This is a genomic window from Mesorhizobium sp. Arg314 (assembly GCF_053714275.1).
Genome location: NZ_JBSKBP010000063.1, coordinates 1 through 21,697 on the forward strand (window position 1 = coordinate 1; position 21,697 = coordinate 21,697).

Here is a 21,697-nt window from a genome sequence, read left to right on the forward strand (position 1 = left end):
TCCCAGCATGAATGTTGAATCAGAACTGCGATGATTTGGGAATCCTACGACTCATATAAATCTCATCCCGCTCTAGGAACCAGAGCAACTTGTCGAGCGAGCGCGAATAGGCGGTAAAAATGTCGGCGGTATCGCGATCGCCGGCGTCGTCCGCCTCGTCGATCGCTTCGCGGGTCAGCTTGGCCGCCGCGGCATAGCGGTCGATCAGCGCCGCCAGATGATCCTTGGTCTTGTGGATGTCGGTCGGATAGGGCTTCAGCCTGGTCGCCTTCGACACTTCCTGCGAGGTGCCGTGCGCGGTGCCGCCGAGCTGCACGGCGCGCTCGGCGACGATGTCGACATGGCCGTCGATCTCCTCGCGGAATTCATCCAGCATCTCGTGGATGGCGATGAACTGCGGCCCCTTGACGTTCCAATGCGCCTGCTTGGTGATCAGCGCCAGGTCGATGGCGTCGGCAAGCCTGGCGTTGAGAAGGTCGATCGATTCCTTCTTGGCATCGGATTTGAGATCGTTCTTGGTGACGATGGCGTCCATGGTCGGCTCCTGTTCGCGCTGCGTCGATTGGCTGAGGAGGCGGTCTGAGTGACCGCCAATCGCCAAACGGCGACGCAGCAAGTTCGTTCCGTCTCGAGGATCGCCGATGGGGAGATATGACTGCCGCTCACAGCTGCTCGTCGCTTTCTTCGTTTCCCAAACCGGGTTGAACCGTGTTTTCTGCGCGCTTGACGAACACGGGTAGTGAACAACAGGGCGAGCGACATGGACGTTTTGCGCATAGCGGCATTTTCGGACGGAAACACCGGCGGCAATCCCGCCGGCGTGGTGATCGGCGAGGCCTTGCCGGACGTGGCCGACATGCAGCGCGTCGCGGCCGAGGTCGGCTTTTCGGAAACCGCCTTTGCCGCGCCCGAAGATGACGGCTGGCGTGTCCGCTATTTTTCGCCGGAATCGGAAGTGCCGTTCTGCGGCCATGCTACCATCGCGCTGGGTGCGGCGCTGGTCAGAAAGTTCGGCGACGGCATTTTCAAGCTGGCCCTCAACCAGGCCGACATCACCGTCGAAGGTTTTCGCGACGGCGCCAATTTCGCCGCCGCCCTGCAATCGCCGCCGACACGCAGCGGGCCGGCTTCGTCGGAACTGGTCGGCGAGGCATTGGCGCTGTTCCGCTATCAGCCAGGCGATCTCGACCCCGCAATTCCGCCGGCGCTCATCCATGGTGGTGCCGATCATCTCGTGCTCGCGCTGAAGTCACGCGAGGCGTTGGCCGCCATGGCCTATGCCCTGAAGCAGGGCCAGTCCTTCATGCGGCGCGAAGGCTTGGTCACGATCCTGCTCGCTTATGCCGAAACGCCGCGCCTCTTCCACACGCGCAATCCCTTTGCGTCCGGCGGCGTCTACGAGGATCCGGCGACGGGAGCGGCGACCGCTGCATTTGCCGGCTATCTGCGCGATCTCGGCTGGCCGCATGGCGGCGCGATCGACATCGTCCAGGGCGAGGACATGGGCATGCGCTCGCGGCTTCACGCCGATATTCCAGCGACGCCCGGCAGCTCGATCAGGGTGTCGGGAACAGCGCGGCTGATGGATTGAGCCAATCTAGGCCGGTTGCTTGAGGCCGAGATGCTCGCGCAGCGTCCGGCCGTCATAGTCCTTGCGGAACAACCCGCGCCGCTGCAGTTCCGGCACGACCAGCGTCACAAAGGCGTCGAGCTCGCCCGGGAACCAGGACGGCATCACGTTGAAGCCGTCGGCGGCGCCGCCTTCGAAGCGCGCCTGCAATTCGTCGGCGATCTCTCCGGCCGTGCCGACGACGCGCCAGTGGCCGCGCGCGCCGGCAAAATAGCGCGCGAGCCCGCGGATAGAGAGCCCGTCGCGGCGCGCCTGCTCGATGACCAGCGTCTGCCGGCTTTTCATGCCTTCGCTTTCCGGCAGCTCGGGCAATGGCCCGTCGATCGGATAGCGCCCAAGATCGGAAATGCTGAGATAGCTGGAGAGCAGCGCGACACCGACGTCGTCGGGGATCAATTCCTGCAGCGCATCGTATTTGGCCTGCGCCTCGGCCTTGGTCGCCGCGACGATCGGCGCCACGCCGGGCATGATCTTCACATCGTCCGGCTGGCGGCCATAGGCGGCGAGCCGTCCCTTGAGGTCGTCGTAAAAGGCCTTGGCTTCCTCGAAAGTCTGTGCCGCCGAAAACACGACATCGGCGGTGCGGGCGGCAAGATCCTTGCCGTCGTCGGAGGCGCCGGCTTGCACCATCACCGGCGCGCCCTGGGGCGAAGGCGGTATGTCGAGCGGATCGCGCACCGAAAAGCTCTCGCCGTCATGGCCGGCAAAGCGCCGGTTCCACAGGCCGGTGATCACCGTGGCGAACTCGCGTGCCCGCGCGTAGCGATCGGCGTGCGGTCTCAGGCCCGTCGCCCCAAAATTCGCGGCTTCGATGGGGCTTGCCGAGGTCACCAGGTTCCAGCCGGCGCGCCCGCCGCTCAGATTGTCGAGCGAGGCGAAGACGCGCGCCAGCCCATAGGGTTCGTTGTAGCTCGTCGATGCCGTCGACACGAGGCCGATGCGCTCGGTCTGCGCGGCAAGCGCCGACAGCAGGCTGATCGGCTCGAAGCCGATCGAGCGGGAAGTCTGGCTGGCAATGTTGATGCTGGCCTCGCGCAGGCCGGCGGCGTCCTCGCAGAACACCATGTCGAACTTCGCGGCCTCCGCCGTTCGCGCCAGCTGGATGTAGTGGTCGATGTCGATGCCGGCCGTCACATGTGCGTCCGGGTGACGCCAGGCGGCGATGTGATGGCCGGTCGCCCACAGGAACAGGCCGAGCTTCATCTGGCGCGCGCTCATTTCTCGCCTCCCGCGCCGAGTCCGAGATGGTCGCGCAGCGTTGTCTTGGCACGAGCGGAGCGGGCGGGGTCGCGGCGGCGAAGGTCCGGCAGGACGCGATCGGCGAAGTCGTCGAGTGCCGAAAGATCGGCCGGCAAAGCGAGGTTGAGGCCGTCGCAGCCCTGCCCGGCGAACCAGTGATCCAGATGATCGGTGCCGAGCTCGGGTCCCGCCTGGAGCGTGGCCGATGTCTTGAACGCGCGCGGCTCGCGTCCGGCGGTGACCGCCCGGCGTTTCAGGTCGTCGCAAGCGGCCTTCGCGTCTGCCGGTGATACGGCGTCAACTAAGATGACGTCAGCGACGCGGGCCGCAAAATCGAACTCAGCTTCCGCCAGGCTGGACATGACCAGTACTGGCGTGCCCTGCGGCGAGCGGGCAATGTTCAGCGGCCCGCGTGCCGAGAAGAACTCGCCCTTGTGGTCGAGGAAATGCATCTTGTCGGGATCGTGGAACCGGCCGCCCGCCTTGTCGAACAGCAAGGCGTCCGTGTCCCAGCCTCGCCATAGCCCCTGGACGATGCCGATATACTCTTCCGCGCGGCGGCGAAAATCATCGTTCGAAAACCCTTCCGACCGGCTGAAATTCGCAGCCTCACGCGGATTTTGCCTCAGCGTGGCGTTCCAGCCGGCGCGGCCATGGCTGATGATGTCGAGCGAAGCGAAACGGCGCGCCAGATTGTAGGGCTGGTGCGCGAGCGTCGAGGCGCTGGCGACGAGGCCGATCGTCTCGGTGACGGTGGCCAGCCCGGCAATGAGGGTGGCCGCTTCGAACGGGCTGGTCGATGGTTCGCCGCTCGCCAAGGAGTCGGAAATGACGACCATGTCGATACCCGCCGCTTCCGCCTTCCGCACGAAGCCGGCGATCTCGGCGAATGTCAGGCCGGTCTGCCCTGTGACGGAAGCAATGTTAAGCGAAACGGCGAGATGCATGAAGCGAAGCTAAGCCCGCCTGAGCGCAAGGCAAGCCTGTCGAATGGGCCAGGGTGCCGTCACTTGCCAGCCAGCCATCGCTGCCGACTAGGTGCCGGGGCGCTGAAGTTTCAGACAGGTCGGAAGTCCCTGCATTGGCGGACTACATGCCTTGACGATTTGCCGATACGCTCATCACTTCGTCATCCACTGGCGAAGCAAGGAGCGTAGCGACGCGGCGAAGACCCGAGGATCCATGCCGTGACTTCGGAGCGCTAGCGCGGTGCAGAATTCTGCTCCGCTGCATTCTTCGGCTGAGATCACGGCATGGATCCTTGGGTCTTCGGTCCGCTTCGCGTCGCTACGCCCAAAGGATGACGACGTTGGGAGGCTTCGGCCAATTCCGAAGCTATGCAACGCTGCCGGCCCCTACTTCCCGGCCAAGATGTCCTTGATCAGCCGCTGGCAGCGCTCGGCCATGAAGTCGAGCAGCAGCCGCACCTTCGGATCCTGCAACTTCTTGTGCGGATAGACGGCGGCGAATTGCACCGGCGTCGGCGGTGTCTGGGGCAGGATCACCTTCAGCCGCTGGTCGCGGATGAATGGCTCGACCTCGAAGCGCGGCTTGTTGATGATGCCGCGCCCCGACAGCGCCCAGCCGGTCAGCACGTCGCCATCGTCGGTGTCGTACGGGCCGTGCACCTCGAATTTCTGCGGGCCGCTCGGCGTCTGCAGCGTCCAGACATATTCGCGCGCGCCGGCATAGCGCAACATCAGGCAATCGTGCTTCTTGCCGATCAGTTCCTGCGACTCGGTCGGTTCGCCGCGCGCATCCAGATATTTCGGTGCGGCCACCAGCACCCGCTCGCATTCCATGATGCCGCGCATCCTGAGGCTCGAATCCTCGATGATGCCGAGCCGGAAGGCGACGTCGATGCCTTCCTTCATGATATCGACATTGTGGTCGGAGAGCCTGAGCCGTACTTCGATATCCGGGTACCGGTCGTGGAAATCCGGGATGCCGGAAGCGATCAGCCGCCGACCGAGGCCGAGCGGCGCCGTCACCCTGATGGTGCCGCGCGGCTGGCCGGAAAGTGCTGCGACCGCGGCTTCCGCCTCCGTGATCGAATCCAGCACCTGCTTGGCGCCGGTATAGAACACCGTGCCGTGCTCGGTCGGCATCAACTGCCTTGTCGTGCGGTTGAACAGCCTGACCCCAAGATGCTTCTCCAGTTCCTTGATGCGATTGGAGGCGACCGCCGGAGAAATGCGCATGTCGCGCCCCGCGGCCGACAGATTGCCGAGCTCGACGACGCGGACGAAGACGGCGATGTTGTCGAGATAGGCCATGCGGCTTTCGTGGCTCTCAAACGGCTGCGTGCAGTGAGCCTAGTATTTTCCATTTTTTTTTGAAAGTCATCGCGCACCTCGCCTCTTTCCGTTTGCGCGCCAGGCCGTAAAGTCGCTCTCATCGGCAGGGACGATTTCAATGACGGATTTCGCGATTTTCTGGGACTGGCTGAGCTTCGCCGTCCGCTGGCTGCATGTCATCACCGGCATCGCCTGGATTGGCTCGTCCTTCTATTTCGTGGCACTCGATCTCGGCCTGCGCCAGCGCCCGGGCCTGCCCGCCGGCGCCTTCGGCGAGGAATGGCAGGTGCATGGCGGCGGCTTCTACCATATCCAGAAATATCTGGTGGCGCCCGCCGAGATGCCGGAGCACCTCACCTGGTTCAAATGGGAATCCTACGCCACCTGGCTGTCGGGCTTCGCCATGCTCTGCGTGGTCTATTATGCCGGCGCCGATCTCTTCCTGATCGATCCCAACGTGCTCAACATCTCGGTGCCGGTCGGCATCCTGCTGTCGCTGGCCACCATCGGCGTCGGCTGGATCGTCTACGACCTGCTCTGCCGTTCGCCGCTCGGCAAAAGCGACACCGGGTTGATGCTGGTGCTCTATTGCGTGCTGGTCTTCATCGCCTGGGGGCTCACGCATCTCTTCACCGGTCGCGCCGCCTTCCTGCATCTCGGCGCCATCACCGCCACGATCATGTCGGCCAATGTCTTCATGGTCATCATCCCCAACCAGAAGATCGTCGTCGCCGACCTGATCGCCGGCCGCAAGCCGGATCCGAAATACGGCAAGATCGCCAAGCAGCGCTCGCTGCACAACAACTACCTGACCTTGCCGGTCCTGTTCCTGATGCTGTCGAACCACTACCCGCTGGCCTTCGGCACTGAGTTCAACTGGGTCATCGCCTCGCTGGTGTTCATCATCGGCGTGCTGATCCGGCACTATTTCAACACGGTGCACGCCCGCAAGGGCAACCCGACCTGGACCTGGCTGGGCGCTGCCGTGCTGTTCATGATCATCATCTGGCTGTCGACCGTGCCGAAGGTGCTGACCGGCGAGCCGAAGACCTCCGCGGCCTCCGCCGCCGCCCAGGTCTATATCGCTTCGGCGCATTTCCCGGCCGTGCGCGACACCGTGCTCGGCCGCTGCTCCATGTGCCACACACAAGAGCCGGTCTATGAGGGCATCTACCATGCGCCGAAGGGCGTGCTGCTCGACACCGACGAGCGCATCGCCGAGCATGCCCGCGAGATCTATATCCAGGCCGGCCGGGCGCATGCCATGCCGCCCGCCAACGTCACCCAGATCACCGACCAGGAACGCGCCCTTCTGGTCGCCTGGTTCGAAGGCGCCGGAAAATAAGCATGACATCGAAACTTCTGCGCGGCCGCACGCTCTCCTTCCTGCGCTGGCCCGAAGCGATCGACGACCATTCCGCCTGGCGTTACGAGGAGGATGGCGGTCTGCTGATCGACAACGGCAAGATCATTGCCGCCGGTTCCTATGCGGACGTCCTGAAGAAGGCCGGCGCCGGAGCCGAGACGATCGACCATCGTCCGCATCTCATCCTGCCGGGTTTCCTTGACGCCCACGTGCATGTGCCGCAGATGCAGATCATCGCCTCCTACGGTGCCGAACTGCTCGACTGGCTGAACAAATACACTTTTCCGGAGGAGTCGAAGTTCCAGAACGCGCAGCACGGCCGCCGCATCGCGCGGCTCTTCCTCGACGAGATGCTGCGGCACGGCACGACGACGGTCGCCGCCTATTGCTCGGTGCACAAATCGTCGGCCGAAGCCTTCTTCGCCGAGTCGCATGAGCGCAACATGCTCAACATCGCCGGCAAGGTGATGATGGACCGCAACGCGCCGGACGGCGTGCTCGACACGCCGCGGACCGGCTATGACGACACAAAAGCGCTGATCGCCGAGTGGCACGGCAAAGGCCGCCAGCTCTATGCCATCACGCCGCGCTTCGCGATCACCTCGTCGCCCGAGCAGATGGAAATGGCCGGCGCGCTCTGCCGCGAGCATCCCGATCTGCACATGCAGACGCACCTGTCGGAGAACCACGCCGAGATAGCCTTCACCCAGGAGCTCTATCCCTGGTCGCGCGACTACACCGATGTCTATGAGCGCTACGGCCTGCTCGGCAAAAAGAGCCTGTTCGGCCACTGCATCCACCTGTCGGAACGCGAGGCGGATGCGCTGTCGCAATCGGGCTCGGTGGCGGTATTCTGCCCGACTTCCAATCTTTTCCTCGGCTCCGGCCTGTTCGACTACCAGCGTTATCGCCGGCGCGAGAAGCCGCTGCGAATCGCAGCGGCGACCGATGTCGGCGGCGGCACCAACTATTCGATGCTGCGCACCATGGACGAGGGCTACAAGGTGATCGCGCTGAATGGCGAGAAGCTCAATCCGTTCCAGTCCTTCTGGCAGCTGACGCGCGGCAATGCCGAGGCGTTGTCGGCGGCCGACAAAGTCGGCACGCTGGATGAAGGCACGGATGCCGACATCGTCGTGCTCGACGCGCATTCGACGCCGGGAATGCGGCTCAGGATGGAGACGGTGGAGACGCTGGCCGAGGAGCTGTTCCTGTTGCAGACGCTGGGCGACGACCGCGCCGTGCGCGAGGTCTATGTGGCGGGCCGGCCGGCGAAGAGCGCGATTGTCGCATAGATTAAACGTGCTCTTCGCTTGACCCCGCGTCAGCCATCGGTCAAAGCGTGCGTCGACATTGACAGGGGAACGCCATGGCTGCCGCCGACGACATCGCTCTGATCAAGAAACAGGAAGCCACGCTGGTCTTCCCGGCCTTCGACGAGGCCGTCGCCTTCAAGATCGGTTCTGCCATCAGGGATCGGGCGCTGATGGAAAACCTGCCGATTATCGTCGACATCAGGACCTTCGACCGGCCGCTCTTCTATGCCGCGATGCCGGGCTCCAACGCCTCCAATCCCGATTGGGCGCGGCGCAAGATCAATGTCGTGAAGCGCTATCTGAGCAGCACCTACGGTCTTGTGCTGGAGCAGCAGCGGCCCGACCGCACCTTCAAGGTCGGCGAGGCGCTCGACATTTCGGACTATGTGCTTGCCGGCGGCGGCTTTCCCGTCACCGTCAAGGGCGCCGGCATCATCGGGGTCATCGCGGTCTCGGGCCTGCCGGAACGCGAGGACCATGGCGTCGTCGTCGATGCGCTTTGCGCTCATCTTGGCATAGATGCGAGCGGGCTCGCGCTGCCGCCGGAAGAAAAATGACCGACCCGAAAAGCTTCCTCACGTCGATCTTCAACGCCGCCGTCGCCGCCGCCGATCCGGAAAAGACGATCCGCGATCATTTGCCGGTGAAGCCGAAGGGCCGCACCATCGTCATCGGCGCGGGCAAAGGCTCGGCTCAGATGGCGGCGGCCTTCGAGAAGGTCTGGGACGGCCCGATCGACGGGCTTGTCGTCACCCGCTACGGCTATGGCGCCAGATGCGAGCGCATCGAGATCATCGAGGCGGCGCACCCGGTGCCGGACGCCGCCGGCCTCGAGGCATCGCGCCGCTTGCTTGAGAAGGTGCGGGGTCTGACCGCCGACGATCTGGTCGTGGCGCTGATTTCCGGCGGCGGTTCGGCGCTGCTGCCGTCGCCCGCTCCCGGGTTGACGCTTGCCGACGAGATCGCCGTCAACGAGGCGCTGCTTGCCTCCGGCGCGCCGATCGCGGCGATGAACGCCATCCGCAAGCATGTCTCGACCATCAAGGGCGGACGCCTGGCTGCCGCGGCGCACCCAGCGCGAGTGGTGTCGCTGGTCGTCTCCGACATCCCCGGCGACAATCCGGCGCTGGTTGCCTCGGGCCCGACGGTTCCCGACACAGGCAGCCGCGAGGATGCGCTGGCTTCGATCGCCGCCTATGGCATGAAGCTGCCGGCCTCCGTCATGGCGCACATCCAGTCGCCGGCCGCCGACGCGCCACGTCCCGACGATCCCCGCTTTGCCGGCAATGAAGTTCACCTGACCGCCTCGGCCGGCGTGTCGCTGGAAGCGGCGGCCGCCGAAGCGAAGCGGCAAGGCATCGAGGCCGTCATCCTGTCGGATGCGATCGAAGGCGAGGCACGCGAGGTCGGCGGCGTCCACGCCGCGATCGCCCGCGAGGTGGCGACGCGGAACCGTCCTTTCGCCAAGCCGGTGCTGATCCTCTCCGGCGGCGAGACGACGGTGACGCTGCGGGCCAAGGGCAAGGGCGGCCGCAATTCCGAATTCCTGCTCGCCTTCGCCATCGGGATCGACGACGTCGATGGCATCCACGCTTTGGCTGCGGACACCGACGGCATCGACGGCTCGGAAAACAATGCTGGCGCTTTTGCCGACGGCTCGACGGTGGCGCGGATGCGCGCCGTCAGCGTCGATGCCAAGGCGATGCTTGCCGGCAACAACGCCTGGACGGCTTTCAACGCGGTCGGGGATTTGTTCGTGCCTGGTCCCACGGGCACGAATGTGAATGATCTGAGGGCGATACTCGTCCGTTAGAGGGCGTTACGCTGTCCTTGCGCAAAGGTAGCGCCGCCCCTCATCCGCCTGCCGGCACCTTCTCCCCGTATAGTGACGGGGAGAAGGCAACTGACCGCTGGGCCGGCGTCAATTCTGCAACGCTGGTGGCTGGCGAAATCATGCGCGACGGCTTCTTTCTCCCCGTCACTATACGGGGAGAAATGCCCGGCAGGGCAATGAGGGGCGGCGCAGACCGCAGGTGCTTGATCGTTGTTGCTCCTGTTCGAAAGCGAGGCGCCCAAGGTTACCTATCACGCCCCCATCAACTGCTTCACCTTCTTCATATCCTTCAAAAACCGCTCGCGCTCCGCCTCCTTGTCCTCCTGCTCGCGGATGCGCAGGATGAAAGACGGATGGATGGTCAGGAACACGCGCAACCCATCCTCCCGCTCGACGACGTCGCCGCGCATCTTGGTAATCGGCACCGCCTTGCCGAGCAGCGATTGCGCCGCCGTCGCGCCGAGCGCCACCACGAGGTTCGGCTTGATGAGGTCGAGTTCCTTGTCCAGCCACCAGCGGCAGGCCTCAATCTCGCCGGCATTGGGTTTCGAGTGGATGCGCCTCTTGCCGCGTGGCTCGAATTTGAAGTGCTTCACCGCATTGGTCACATAGACCTTACGACGGTCGATCTCAGCGTCGTCCAGGATGCTGTCGAACACCTTGCCTGCCGGCCCGACGAAGGGTTTGCCTGCCAGATCCTCCTGGTCGCCGGGCTGCTCGCCAACGAAGATGACATCGGCATTCTCCGGCCCCTCGCCGAACACGGTCTGCGTGGCGTTGCGCCAGAGCGGGCAGCGGTGGCAGCCTTTCGCAAGGCCGCGCGCCTCGCCGATGGATGTGGCACCACCTTCTGTGGCTGGCTCGGGCGCGGGGATGCGCCTGGCTGGACGCCTCGCTTCACGCCGCAAGGCCGTTGCTGACGGTGTTGTTGCCATTTCTGTCTCGCCCGCTTTCAAACCTGAAATGGGCGAGCCTGGCGATGGTTCCCGATCCTCACACCTCGTGCAGGTAGAGGTGATAATCCAGTTCGCTGACGGTGCGCGCGACGCGCAGATATTCCGCCTGCTTGATCGCCACGAAGGTCCGGTGCAGGTCGGGACCGAGCGCCGACTTCAGGAAATCCGAGGCCCTGGCCGCCTCGATCGCGACGCGCCAGTCGACCGGCATGGTCGATTTCTCCGTTGCCTGCTCGTAGCCGTTCCCGGTTGTCTCAGGCCCTGGATCCAGCCCCTCGTCGAGTCCTTTGACGATGCCGGCCAGCACAGTCGCCGCCACCAGATAGGGGTTGGCGTCGACGCCGGAAGGCCGGTGTTCGATGCGGCGGTTCCTGGCATCGCCCGCCGGCACGCGCAGCGCTACCGAGCGGTTGTTGACGCCCCAGGTCGGCGCCACCGGCGCGTAGGATTGCGCGACGAAGCGCCGCCATGAATTGGCGTGCGGCGCAAACACCAGCATCGATTCCGCCATGGTGTGGATCAGGCCGCCCAGCGCGTTGAGCAGCTTTGGCGACCATTTTTCGCCGGCGGCCTCGGTGAAGACGTTGCGGCCGGCATCGTCCTGCAGCGAGACGTGGAAATGCATGCCCGAGCCGGCATAGGCCTCGATGGGTTTGGCCATGAAGCAGGCGGTGACGCCGTGCCGGCGCGCCTGCGCCCTGACCAGCCGCTTCAGCATGACGAGGTCGTCCGCCGCCCGCATCACGTCCTTGCGGTAGTTCAGCGTCAGCTCGTACTGGCCGGGCGCGTATTCGGAAATTACCGTCTCGGCCGGGATGCCTTGCGCCTTGGCGGCGGCGTAGATGTCGGAAAACAGGGGCTCCATGCCGTGCAGATGGTCGACCGAATAGACTTCCGTCTTGGCCGAGCGGCGGCCGTCGAGCACCGCGCGGGCGGCTTGCACTTTGCCGTCCGCGTCGCGCCCGTCGGCTAAAAGAAAAAATTCCAGCTCGAAGGCGCCGGCCGGATGCAAACCTCTGGCCGCCAGCAATTCCACCTGCCTTGCCAGCACCAGCCGCGGATCGGAGGTCATCGGCTGGCCGTCGAGATGATGCATCGACATCAGCACCTGGCCGCGCGGCGGGTTGGTGCCGTGCAGCGGCACCAGGGTACCGGGGATCGGCCATGCCCGAAGGTCACCGTCGCCGGTGTCCCACACCAGCCCGGTTTCGTGCACATCCTCGCCGGTGATGTCGAGGCCGAGGATCGAGATCGGCAGATGCCGGCCATTCTCGAAAATACCCATCAGCTCGTGCCGGCGCACGATCTTGCCGCGGCCGATGCCGTTGGCGTCGGTGAGCACGATGTCGAACGCCTCGATCGCGGGATGCGCGTCGAGAAAGGCCTTCGCCTCGGCGGGCGTCGAGCCGGAAGGAGAGGTTGCAACTGTCTTCGGATTGTCCATGGCCGCCAATCTTTCAACTGCTTGTCTCACGCCGTAAGCCTTGCTGCAACCGCGGCGAAGGCGGCGATCAGTCGGCTCACTTGCGCGGAAGTCGTTGCCGGCGAGATCAGCATCATGTTGTGGAACGGCGCGATCAGCACGCCGCGATTGACCAGCGCGACATGGATGGCGGCTTCGAGCTCCGGCGCATGCGCTTTCTCCGCCTCACCGCCATTTTTGAGCGGCCTGGGCGCGCAGATGAATTCGACGCGCGCCCCGACCCGCGCGACATGCCACGGCAGCTTGTTTCGCCCAATGACGGCCGAGAGCCCCGCATCGAGCCGGCGCGCCAGCCGGTCCATATGGGCATAAGCCGCCTCGGTCATCACCTCCTCCAGGGTGGCGCGCATCGCCGCGAATTGCATCGGATTGGCCGACAGCGTCGTGCCCATGCCGGAATAGCCGGGCTCCTTCACCCGGTTGTAGTCGCCGTAGCGGGTGGCGACCTCCTCGCTCATGCCCCAGATGCTCGCCGGCACGCCGCCGGCCACCGGCTTGCCGAGCACGAAGAGGTCCGGCTCCAGCCCGTGCTTGCGCGTATAGCCGCCGGGGCCGGTCGAAATGGTGTGGGTCTCGTCGATCAGAAGCAGCGTGCCGGCCGCACGGGTCAGGCGCCGCAGCGCGTCGTGGAACCCGGGTTCCGGCAGCACCATGCAGGAATTGGTCAGCACCGGCTCGGTGATGACGCAGGCGACGTCGCCGTCGGCCAGCGCCGCTTCCAATGCGGCAACATCGTTGAACTCGACGATCTTGGTCGCTCGCGTGAGGTCGCGGAACTCGCCGGCGAGCCCCGGCCGGTTCGCCGGTCTGCCGTCGACCAGCCGCACCATCGTCTCGTCGACCGAGCCATGATAGCAGCCGTTGAAGACCAGGATCTTTTCGCGCCCGGTCACGGCGCGGGCCACGCGCAGCGCGAAGCGGTTGGCGTCGGTGGCCGTGGTGGCGATCTGCCAGTAGGGCAGGCCGAAGCGCTGCTGCAGGAGCGAGCCTATCGCCAGCGCATCCTCGCTGGGCAGCATATAGGTCAGTCCGCGCCCGGACTGGCGGCGGATCGCGCGGGCAACCGGCGGCGGCGAATGGCCAAGCATCGAGCCGGTGTCGCCGAGGCAGAAATCGTCAAGCCTGTTGCCGTCGATGTCGGTGATGGTGGCGCCTTTCGCGCCGTCGACCAGGATCGGGAACGGCGTTGGCCAGTCGGTCATCCAGTGCATCGGCACGCCGCCGAGAAAACCGGCGATGCCGTTGCCGAGCTTCGCCTCGGATTTCGGCCGCGCCTTGCGGAAGGCGGCCGCCTCCGTGTCGCGCAATTCGCCGATACGGGCGGCAGCGATGCCGCCGATGGAAGTCCGGTCGATTGAATGCATGAAGCCCCCTTCAGGCAGTAGGCAGTAGGCAGTAGGCGCCGTCGTCCCTAAGCCCTACTGCCTATTCCCTACTGCCTATGCCGTGATGTCGATGACGCCGCAATCGCCGGCAGAACTGCCGAACACGATGCGGCGCTCTTCCTTGTCCCACATCATCGCGGTGATGGCGCCCTTGCCGGGGCGGCGCAGCAGCACTTCCTTGGCGTCGGCGAAGCGCGCCGCGATCACCATGCCGTCCTCATAGCCGATGGCCACGACATCCTGGCTCGGATGGCAGGCGACGCAGGTCGCCATTGTGTTGCCGCGCGTGCCGAGCTCCAGCGGCGCCTTGCCCATCGGACCGTCCTTGGCTGCAAACGGCCAGACGATCGCCGCCGGCGCCCCCGAACTCGCCAGCCATTTGCCCTTGACGCTCCAGGAGAGGCTTTTCACCTTGCCGGGATAACCGCTCATGCGCATGTGCTTGCCGTCGGCGAGCTTCCAGCCATGCAGCGCGTTTTCCTGCATGGTGGTGACCAGAAAGGCCCCGTCCGGCGAAAAGCTGATGCCGGTATGGGCGCCGGCCCATTCGAGTTCGACGGGCTTGCCCTCGGCGGCCGGGAAATGCAGCGTCGCGCCATTGTAGCGGGCAACGCCGAACCGCATGCCCTTGGGCGAGAAGGCCAGCCCCTCCACCGAGCGCGGATGGATGAATTCCTTGGTTTTGCCGTCGGCAAAACGCACGAAAGCGTTCTTGCCCGAGGCATAGGCGATCGCGCCTTGCGGCCCCGCGGCGACGCTGGTGATCCATTTTTTACCCGCGCTGGCGAGCTCGCTCACCTCGCCGCCGGTCTTCACGGCAAACACTTTGCCGTCCTCGCCGCCGGTGATCAGCCGGTCGTTGGGAGCGTCGTGGAAGGCGGCGAGCAGTCCGTCATTGGCCCGCACCGTCTTTTGCCCGTTGTCCAACCGGTGGATCACGCCGTCGGCAAGCGCAAAATGCGGCACGTCATTGAGGAAGACGGCGGCGACGCAATGGCCTTCGAGATCAAGCGGGGCGACTGTCGGCATGCAAACTGGTCCATATGAGATTTCTGCCGTTCCCCATAAGGGGTTGAGCTGCGGGTCTCAACCCATGATTGGAATCGTGACAAGCGAGGGGGCGCCGGCGCCGGGGTTCTCCCTTCTCCCCTTGTGGGAGAAGGTGGCCGAGCGAAGCTCGGTCGGATGAGGGGTGCTCCAGCTTGGCAAAGACGGCGATCCGTCACACACCCCTCAACCGTCTCGGCGCTGCGCGCCGATCCACCTTCTCCCACAAGGGGAGAAGGGGAAGGCCGGCGAAAATCAAGCCGCCTGGCAGGCTTCAAAACTCTTCCTGAGCCGATCGGCGTCGAGATCGCGGCCGATGAAGACCAGCCGGCTTTCGTGCTTTTCACCATCCTTCCAGGCGCGCTGGTGGTCGCCCTCGAGGATCATGTGCACGCCCTGCAGGACATAGCGCTCGTCGTCGCCCTTGAGCGCGATGATGCCCTTCAGCCGCAGGATGTTCGGCCCTTCCATCTGGGTCACCTTCTCGATCCAGGGGAAGAACTTCTTCGGGTCCATCTCGCCGCCGCGCAGCGACACCGACTTCACCGTCACGTCGTGGATATCCGACGCATGGTCGTGGTGATGATGGTCATGCCCGTCATGATCGTGGTGATCGTGATCGTGATCGTGCGCCTCGAGGAAATGCGGATCGTTCTCCAGCGCGCGCGACAGGTCGAAGGCACCGCGGTCGAGCACCTCGCCAAGCGCGACGCCGGCGCGCTCTGTGCGATGGATTCTGGCCGCCGGGTTGATGGCGCGGATCGTCGCTTCGACCTTTTCAAGTTCCTCCGGGGTGACGAGGTCGGTCTTGTTCAGCACCACGACGTCGGCAAAGGCGATCTGGTCCTCGGCTTCCTTGGAATCCTTGAGCCGCAGCGGGAGGTGCTTGGCGTCGACCAGCGCCACAACCGCGTCGAGCTTGGTCTTGGTGCGCACGTCGTCATCCATGAAGAAGGTCTGCGCCACCGGCACCGGATCGGCCAGCCCCGTGGTCTCGACGACGATGGCGTCGAAACGGCCGGGCCGCCGCATCAGGCCTTCGACGACGCGGATCAGGTCGCCGCGCACCGTGCAGCACACGCAGCCATTGTTCATCTCGTAGATTTCCTCGTCGGATTCGACGATCAGGTCGTTGTCGATGCCGATCTCGCCGAACTCGTTGACGATGACGGCGTAGCGCTTGCCGTGGTTCTCCGACAGGATGCGGTTGAGCAGCGTCGTCTTGCCCGCGCCGAGATAGCCGGTGAGAACGGTTACTGGGATTTGCGTCTGTGCATCGCTCATGGCTTGCCTCGAAAATCTTGGCCTCGAAAATCTTGGATTGTCGGCCTCATATAGGATGGGTGCCACGCTTTTGCACGCGCCAAACCGATAGGCCAGGCGGACCCTTCGATCGGGGTGGCGCCGAGGACGGATTGGCGGCGGTCGAGGCAGGCCAAACGAAGGAGCCGCGCGGGCGCCGAATGGCCCTGGCCGGCGTCCATCGTGAATCTCGTCGGCGCAAAAGTCGTTTGTCATCTAACTGAAATAAACATCTGGCATCACCTGCCCGGGCACCGCAATGCTTGCCGGCAAAGCGTTCCGCAAGCCGGATTCTTAGAGATCGTCATTTGCCAACCGTCGGACAGCCTCTATGCTGCCCGCACCGGTTCGGCCGAAGAGGAAATGACCATGGCCAAGGCGGACAAGACAGCGACAATGAGCCGGCTGCATTCGGCGGCAAGGCTGGCGCGCACGGCGCTCGCGGCGCGCCTTCTTGCGCACGGCTTCTATGCCGGCCAGGACCAGATCATGCTGGCGCTCGATCGCGAGGACGGCCAGACCCCCGGCAACCTCGCCGGTCGGCTCGGCGTGCGTCCGCCGACGATCACCAAGACCATCAACCGGCTGCAGGCGCAGGGTTTCCTCGAAAAGCGCGCCTCCAGCTCCGATGCTCGTCAGGCTCATATCTTCCTCACCGAGTCCGGCCGCGAAACCATCCGCGCCATCGAGAAGTCGGTCAAGAAGACCGAGAAGCAGGCGCTGAAGGGCCTCGACAAGAAGGATCAGAAAGCGCTGTTCAAGCTGCTTGCCCGCATCGAGGCCAATTTGTCGAACGAAGATCTGGTCCTGATCGACGACGATGCGGAGCTGGATGAGGCGTGACGCGTGAGCGCGATGCGCAGCATCGTCGCTTAACCGCGAGACGCTGATGATATGCGCGACGCGCAGCGTCGTCGCTTCACGCACCCCCCAAGCATTTTAGCGGAAAGGGCGACGATGCTGCGCATCGCGCTTGGCGCCATCACCGGCCGTCTCGCGGTTTCGCGACGACGCTGCGCGTCGCGCTTACGCGTCGCGCTTACGCACCAGCGCTGCCCAACGTCCCGGCGTCAAGCCGAACGCCTTCTTGAAATGCCGGTTGAAATGGCTCTGGTCGCTGAAGCCGGCGCCAGCGGCGATTTCCGCCAGCGACTCTCCCTCGGCGATCATGCGTCTCGCCCTTTGCAGCCGGCGCATCAACAGGAAGCGATGCGGGCTGGTCGAATAGGTCGCGCGAAAATGCCGTGACAGCGCGTAACGGTCGAGGCCGGTAACGGCCTCCAGTTCATCGGAGCGCACCGGCCGTTCGGCATTCTCCTCAAGATAGTCGCGGGCCAGCGCGGCGGCGCGCCATGCCGTCTTGCCTGTTGACTTTGCCGGCTGTCCGGCATGGCGCTGAAGGTGTTGCGCCAGCTGCGCAACGAAATCAGCCACGAAAAGGTCGCCGAGCTCCTCGTCCAGCGGCGCCAGCGCCGACAGCAGCGTGTCGCGCAAGCGGGGATCGTTGACCACGGCGTCACGGACGAAAGGCAGCGGCTCGCCATCGAGGCAGTCGAGCAACAGGGACGGCTCCAGATACAGGATCCTGTAGCGCAGCCCGTCTTCGGTACCGGCGCCGCCATCGTGCAACTCGTCCGGATGCAGCACGATCGCCTGGCCGGGCAGGCTGTGTTGCAGCGCGCCGCGATAGTGGAAGCGCTGCACGCCGTCGAGCGTCACGCCGATGGCATAGGTGTCGTGCCGGTGCAGTTCGAACGCGTTGCCATGGAAGCGCGCCTCGATGCGTTCGAGGCCCAGGCCGCCCGGCGCCGAAACGATGCGGTCACCGGTAGCATCCGCGCACGAACGTTCAAGACCCTGTGCCGCCTCACCGCCTAGACCCTGCGCCATCGCGTCCTGCCCGTCATGGGCCATCTCTCGGAGTCTCAATCTTGGTGTTCGATACGAAAATTGCAATTGTTCTGAGGGACGATCTGCCTGTGTGGCAGAAGCTAAACGTCACGGCGTTCCTGACAAGCGGTATCGTGGCACAGTTCCCCGAGATCATCGGCGACCCCTATCGCGACCGCGCCGGCAATCTCTACAACCCTATGTCCGTCCAGCCGATCATCGTATTGTCGGCAGATGGGGCGACGCTGAGCACAATCCATCGCCGGGCACTGGAGCGCGGCGTGACGACATCCGCCTATGTCGAGGAGATGTTCGCGACCGGCCATGACGTCGCCAATCGCGCCGTCTTCGCCGAATTCGCCCCCAACGATGCCAAGGTCGTCGGCATCGCGCTGCGCGCCGAAAAGAAGCTGGTCGACAAAGTCACCAAGGGCGCCCGTATGCACGCCTGAACGACCGGGAAATGTCGTTTGCGGCAAAATTGACGGCCGCCGTCCACCTTCGTCATCCACGGGCGAAGCGGACGCGGAGACCCGAGGATCCATTCCGTGACCTTAGCCAAGGAATGCAACGGAGCAGATCCTGCACCGTCGCAACGCGTTGAAGTAACGGCATGGATTCCAGGGTCTGCGCGCGTCGCTTCGCTCCTTGCTTCGCCCTGGAATGACGACCGCGACGAACGATCAGGCAAAATCGCCTAGTAAGGCGTTCTAAGCCTGTCCGGCGTGCTTGTTGGGCCAGTCGCTTTTGGCTTGCCGGCTGGCGGCGATTGCCGCAAAAGGATGATGTCTACCTTTCCCCCGGCCCGACTTTGAACATTCCCAAAAATCAAGACGACAGCGCAACGCCGCCCGTGGCGATGCTTTTGATGCTTTGCGTCTATGTCTGCTTCACCTTTCTCGACACCTCCAGCAAATATCTGGTGCTGGCCGGCGTTTCGGCACTGATCGTCGCCTGGACCCGCTTCACCGTCCATGTGCTGCTGGTCGGCCTCTTCCTGCGCGGCTGGCGCGAACCGGCGCGTTTTCGTGCCAACAACCTTCCGGCGCATATCTTGCGCGGGTGCCTGCTTTTCGGCTCGACCATGTTCAACATTCTGGCGCTGAAGACGCTGCAGCTGGCCGAGACCACGTCGATCTATTTCTTCGGCCCGATGGTCATCACCGCGCTTGCCGGTCCGCTGCTCGGCGAATGGGCCGGCTGGCGGCGCTGGCTGGCGATCCTCACCGGCTTTTTCGGCGTGCTTGTCATCACCCGGCCCGGTGTGGGCGTGTTCGGCATCGGCCATCTCTTCGCGCTAGGCTCGATGCTGTCGAACAGCTTTTACGTCATCATGACCCGGCGCATGTCGGCGACTGAGACGTCCGAGAGCCTGATCCTGTTCTCGGCGCTGGCGCCGGCCGCGCTGCTGTTGCCTATGCTGCCCTTCTCGCATGCGCTGCCGCTGGACGGCTGGCATTGGTTCATTCTTTTGATGCTGGGAGTCTTTGGCGCCGGCGGTCACTACCTGCTGGTGCAGGCCTATCGCCTGGCCACCACCACGGCACTTGCGCCTTACCCCTATTCTCAAATGGTCTGGATGATCATTTCTGGCTGGCTGATCTTCCATCAGTTCCCGGACCACTGGACGCTGTTGGGTGCGGCCATCATCGTTGCCAGCGGCCTCTACATCATCCACCGCGAGCACCGGCTGCGCCTGCGCAACCTTGCGACGGTGGATACCGAGGCCGAAACGCTGGCGAAAAAACTTTGAATTGCTCCTGATCGATGGCATAAGGCCGTTTTAAAAAATTTAAAGACCTGAATCCAAAGACCCTGGGGAGCGAAGGGCACTGGCACAGAAGATCAAGCTTTCGACGATCGCGGATGCGCTCGGCGTCTCCACGGCAACGGTGTCGCTGGCGCTGCGCGACAGCCCGCTGGTGGCCGGCGCCACGCGCGAGCGCATCAAGGAACACGCCCGCGCCATCGGCTATATCTACAACCGCCGCGCCGCCTCGCTGCGCACCTCGCGCTCCGGCATCGTCGGTGTCGTTGTGCACGACATCATGAACCCGTTCTTCGCCGAAATCCTGCGCTCGATCGAAAGCGAGCTCGACCGCAGCCGCCAGACATTCATCCTGTCCAACCACTACGACCAGCTTGAAAAGCAGCGCACCTTCATCGACACGCTGCTGCAGCTCGGCGCCGACGGCGTCATCATGTCGCCCGCGATCGGCACGCCGGCCGAGGACATCATCATGGCCGAGGAAAACGGCCTGCCGGCGGTGCTGATCGCGCGCACCGTCGCCGGCGCCGACGTGCCGGTGTTTCGCGGCGACGATGCCTATGGCACGGCACTTGCCACCAATCATCTGATCTCGCTCGGCCACAAGCGCATCGCCATGGTCGGCGGCACCGATCAGACCTCGACAGGCCGCGACCGCTACCAGGGCTATGTAAACGCCATGGAGGCGGCCGGACTGGAAGTCAGGCCGTCCTGGCGCATTCCCGGGCCGCGCACCAAGCAGGCCGGTTTCGAGGCCGCGGGACAATTTTTGGCGCTGAAAGACAAGCCGACCGCCGCCTGCTGTTGGAATGATCTGGTCGCGATCGGGCTGATGAACGGCATCGCCCGCGCCGGCCTCATGCCGGGCGTCGATATTTCCGTGACCGGCTATGACGATCTCGAGGAGGCGGCAATCGCGACACCGGCCCTGACCACGGTTTGGAACGGCCAGCGCGAGGTCGGCCGCCGCGCCGCGAGCGCCTTGCTCGACAAATTGAACGGACAGGCGGTGCGGCCCTCGCAGGAACTGATCAAGCCGGAACTGCATGTGCGGCAGTCGACCGGCAAGCCGGTGGAGCGTGCATGACCAAGGCCGAAGGAACATTGCCGGTCGCCATCCTGGTGCCGGGCAATTTCAACGACCATGCCATCGGCCGCATCGACAAGGCGTTCAAGCGCGTTCGGATCGAACGCGCCGACCCTGGGCTGGTGACGGATGAAATGCGCAGCACCGTGCGCGGCATCGCCTGCTTCGGCGGCATCGACGCCGCCATGATCGACGCGTTGCCGAATCTCGAGATCATCGCCAATTTCGGCGTCGGCTATGACTCGGTCGATGCCAATCATGCCGCGAAGCGCGGCGTCATGGTCACCAACACGCCCGATGTGCTGACCGAAGAGGTTGCCGACACCACGATCGGCCTGCTGATCAACACCGTGCGCGACATGTACGCCGCCGAGAAATGGCTGCGCGACGGCGACTGGGTGAAGAAGGGCAATTACCGCCTGAGCCGGCTTACCTTGCGCGGCCGCCGCATCGGCATTTTCGGCATGGGCCGCATCGGCCTTGCCGTCGCCCATCGCCTTGAAGCCTTCGGCCTGCCGATCGCCTATCACAACCGCCGCAAGGTCGAAGGCCTGGCTTACGAATATCACGCCACTTTGAAAGGCCTCGCCGAAGCCGTCGACACGCTGATCTGCATTGCCCCGGGCGGTGCTGCAACGGAAAAAGCGATCAATGCCGAGATCCTGTCGGCGCTGGGTTCGAACGGCGTCTTGGTCAACATCGGTCGCGGCAGCACGGTGGACGAGGCAGCGCTTGCCGCGGCTCTCAAGAACGGCACCATCGCCGCAGCGGGGCTCGACGTCTTTGCCGACGAGCCGAACGTGCCGCAGGCCCTGCTCGACGCGCCCAACACCTCGCTGCTGCCGCATGTCGGCTCGGCCTCGGACCATACCCGTCGCGCCATGGCCGATCTCTGCGCCGACAATCTCGTCGCCTGGTTCACCGAGCGCCGGCCGCTGACGCCCGTGCCGGAGACGATCAACGTCAAGGCGCGCGGTTAAGGCATGTCGCCCAGAAGTGTGCGGCGGTTCTGGGACAACGACATGCATCAAAACAAAGACTTAACAGGTTGCTGAAAAAGTCGTGCACCGACTGCCAAGCAAGTCGGAATTGGAGTC

The 21,697-nt window shown here is 64.5% G+C and carries 20 protein-coding genes; 10 read left to right on the forward strand and 10 right to left on the reverse strand.

The window, feature by feature from the left end; genetic code table 11:
• Positions 1-19: 19 nt before the first annotated feature.
• On the reverse strand, positions 20-535 hold the full coding sequence (gene dps, locus ACWGS9_RS31525) for a DNA starvation/stationary phase protection protein Dps (RefSeq protein WP_454508906.1): 516 nt from the start codon (positions 533-535) through the stop codon (positions 20-22).
• Between the two features lie 225 nt (positions 536-760).
• Between dps and ACWGS9_RS31530 the strand changes: the two genes are divergently transcribed.
• Positions 761-1,591, forward strand: coding sequence for a PhzF family phenazine biosynthesis protein (locus tag ACWGS9_RS31530; RefSeq protein ID WP_454508907.1), 831 nt, complete (start codon positions 761-763; stop codon positions 1,589-1,591).
• A 6-nt stretch (positions 1,592-1,597) separates the two neighbouring features.
• Here the strand turns inward: ACWGS9_RS31530 and ACWGS9_RS31535 are convergent, their stop codons facing one another.
• From ACWGS9_RS31535 to ACWGS9_RS31545, 3 genes are all read right to left on the reverse strand, one after another.
• Entirely contained in the window at positions 1,598-2,848 is a 1,251-nt protein-coding gene (locus tag ACWGS9_RS31535) for an LLM class flavin-dependent oxidoreductase (protein ID WP_454508908.1), read from the reverse strand.
• The gene (locus tag ACWGS9_RS31540) at positions 2,845-3,816 is read right to left on the reverse strand and encodes an LLM class flavin-dependent oxidoreductase (protein WP_454508909.1); all 972 of its coding nucleotides are present in this window, start codon (positions 3,814-3,816) and stop codon (positions 2,845-2,847) included. Before ACWGS9_RS31540 ends, ACWGS9_RS31535 begins: the two co-directional genes overlap by 4 nt.
• 408 nt (positions 3,817-4,224) lie before the next feature.
• Positions 4,225-5,145, reverse strand: a complete 921-nt coding sequence (locus tag ACWGS9_RS31545) for a LysR family transcriptional regulator (RefSeq protein ID WP_454508910.1) — start codon at positions 5,143-5,145, stop codon at positions 4,225-4,227.
• 139 nt (positions 5,146-5,284) lie between these two features.
• Between ACWGS9_RS31545 and ACWGS9_RS31550 the strand changes: the two genes are divergently transcribed.
• From ACWGS9_RS31550 to ACWGS9_RS31565, 4 genes are all read left to right on the forward strand, one after another.
• Positions 5,285-6,511 (forward strand): urate hydroxylase PuuD, encoded by a 1,227-nt coding sequence (locus tag ACWGS9_RS31550; protein WP_454508911.1) that lies wholly within the window; start codon positions 5,285-5,287, stop codon positions 6,509-6,511.
• A gap of 2 nt (positions 6,512-6,513) precedes the next feature.
• Positions 6,514-7,827 carry a guanine deaminase gene (guaD, locus tag ACWGS9_RS31555; RefSeq protein WP_454508912.1) on the forward strand — a complete coding sequence of 438 codons (1,314 nt, stop codon included), beginning with the start codon at positions 6,514-6,516 and terminating at the stop codon, positions 7,825-7,827.
• A gap of 74 nt (positions 7,828-7,901) precedes the next feature.
• On the forward strand, positions 7,902-8,405 hold the full coding sequence (locus ACWGS9_RS31560; protein ID WP_454508913.1) for a heme-degrading domain-containing protein: 504 nt from the start codon (positions 7,902-7,904) through the stop codon (positions 8,403-8,405).
• Positions 8,402-9,661: a glycerate kinase type-2 family protein gene (locus ACWGS9_RS31565; protein ID WP_454508914.1), complete on the forward strand. Its 1,260-nt coding sequence runs from the start codon at positions 8,402-8,404 to the stop codon at positions 9,659-9,661. The genes ACWGS9_RS31560 and ACWGS9_RS31565 overlap by 4 nt, the downstream gene beginning before the upstream one ends.
• A gap of 272 nt (positions 9,662-9,933) precedes the next feature.
• Here the strand turns inward: ACWGS9_RS31565 and ACWGS9_RS31570 are convergent, their stop codons facing one another.
• From ACWGS9_RS31570 to ACWGS9_RS31590, 5 genes are all read right to left on the reverse strand, one after another.
• Entirely contained in the window at positions 9,934-10,617 is a 684-nt protein-coding gene (locus ACWGS9_RS31570) for a UdgX family uracil-DNA binding protein (protein ID WP_454508915.1), read from the reverse strand.
• A 58-nt stretch (positions 10,618-10,675) separates the two neighbouring features.
• Positions 10,676-12,082, reverse strand: coding sequence for a glutamine synthetase family protein (locus ACWGS9_RS31575; protein ID WP_454508916.1), 1,407 nt, complete (start codon positions 12,080-12,082; stop codon positions 10,676-10,678).
• Between the two features lie 26 nt (positions 12,083-12,108).
• Positions 12,109-13,485 (reverse strand): aspartate aminotransferase family protein, encoded by a 1,377-nt coding sequence (locus tag ACWGS9_RS31580; RefSeq protein ID WP_454508917.1) that lies wholly within the window; start codon positions 13,483-13,485, stop codon positions 12,109-12,111.
• A gap of 75 nt (positions 13,486-13,560) precedes the next feature.
• A complete protein-coding gene (locus ACWGS9_RS31585; RefSeq protein ID WP_454508918.1) occupies positions 13,561-14,535 on the reverse strand; it encodes a WD40 repeat domain-containing protein in 975 nt (324 codons plus the stop codon).
• A gap of 273 nt (positions 14,536-14,808) precedes the next feature.
• Complete coding sequence (locus tag ACWGS9_RS31590) at positions 14,809-15,837, reverse strand: CobW family GTP-binding protein (protein WP_454508919.1); 1,029 nt, start codon at positions 15,835-15,837, stop codon at positions 14,809-14,811.
• A 387-nt stretch (positions 15,838-16,224) separates the two neighbouring features.
• Here ACWGS9_RS31590 and ACWGS9_RS31595 point away from each other — a divergent pair, with 387 nt between their 5' ends.
• Entirely contained in the window at positions 16,225-16,698 is a 474-nt protein-coding gene (locus tag ACWGS9_RS31595) for a MarR family winged helix-turn-helix transcriptional regulator (RefSeq protein ID WP_454508920.1), read from the forward strand.
• Between the two features lie 183 nt (positions 16,699-16,881).
• On the opposite strand, the gene ACWGS9_RS31600 is transcribed toward ACWGS9_RS31595, so the two are convergent.
• Positions 16,882-17,745, reverse strand: coding sequence for an AraC family transcriptional regulator (locus tag ACWGS9_RS31600; RefSeq protein ID WP_454508923.1), 864 nt, complete (start codon positions 17,743-17,745; stop codon positions 16,882-16,884).
• A 44-nt stretch (positions 17,746-17,789) separates the two neighbouring features.
• On the opposite strand from ACWGS9_RS31600, the gene ACWGS9_RS31605 reads away from it, so the two are divergent.
• The 4 genes from ACWGS9_RS31605 to ACWGS9_RS31620 all read left to right on the forward strand — a co-directional run bounded on the left by ACWGS9_RS31605 (position 17,790) and on the right by ACWGS9_RS31620 (position 21,580).
• A complete protein-coding gene (locus tag ACWGS9_RS31605) occupies positions 17,790-18,197 on the forward strand; it encodes a DUF2000 family protein (RefSeq protein WP_454508921.1) in 408 nt (135 codons plus the stop codon).
• A 407-nt stretch (positions 18,198-18,604) separates the two neighbouring features.
• A complete protein-coding gene (locus tag ACWGS9_RS31610) occupies positions 18,605-19,498 on the forward strand; it encodes a DMT family transporter (protein ID WP_454508924.1) in 894 nt (297 codons plus the stop codon).
• A 79-nt stretch (positions 19,499-19,577) separates the two neighbouring features.
• Positions 19,578-20,600, forward strand: coding sequence for a LacI family DNA-binding transcriptional regulator (locus tag ACWGS9_RS31615; protein ID WP_320213101.1), 1,023 nt, complete (start codon positions 19,578-19,580; stop codon positions 20,598-20,600).
• Entirely contained in the window at positions 20,597-21,580 is a 984-nt protein-coding gene (locus ACWGS9_RS31620; RefSeq protein ID WP_454508922.1) for a 2-hydroxyacid dehydrogenase, read from the forward strand. The genes ACWGS9_RS31615 and ACWGS9_RS31620 overlap by 4 nt, the downstream gene beginning before the upstream one ends.
• The last annotated feature ends 117 nt before the right edge of the window (positions 21,581-21,697 follow it).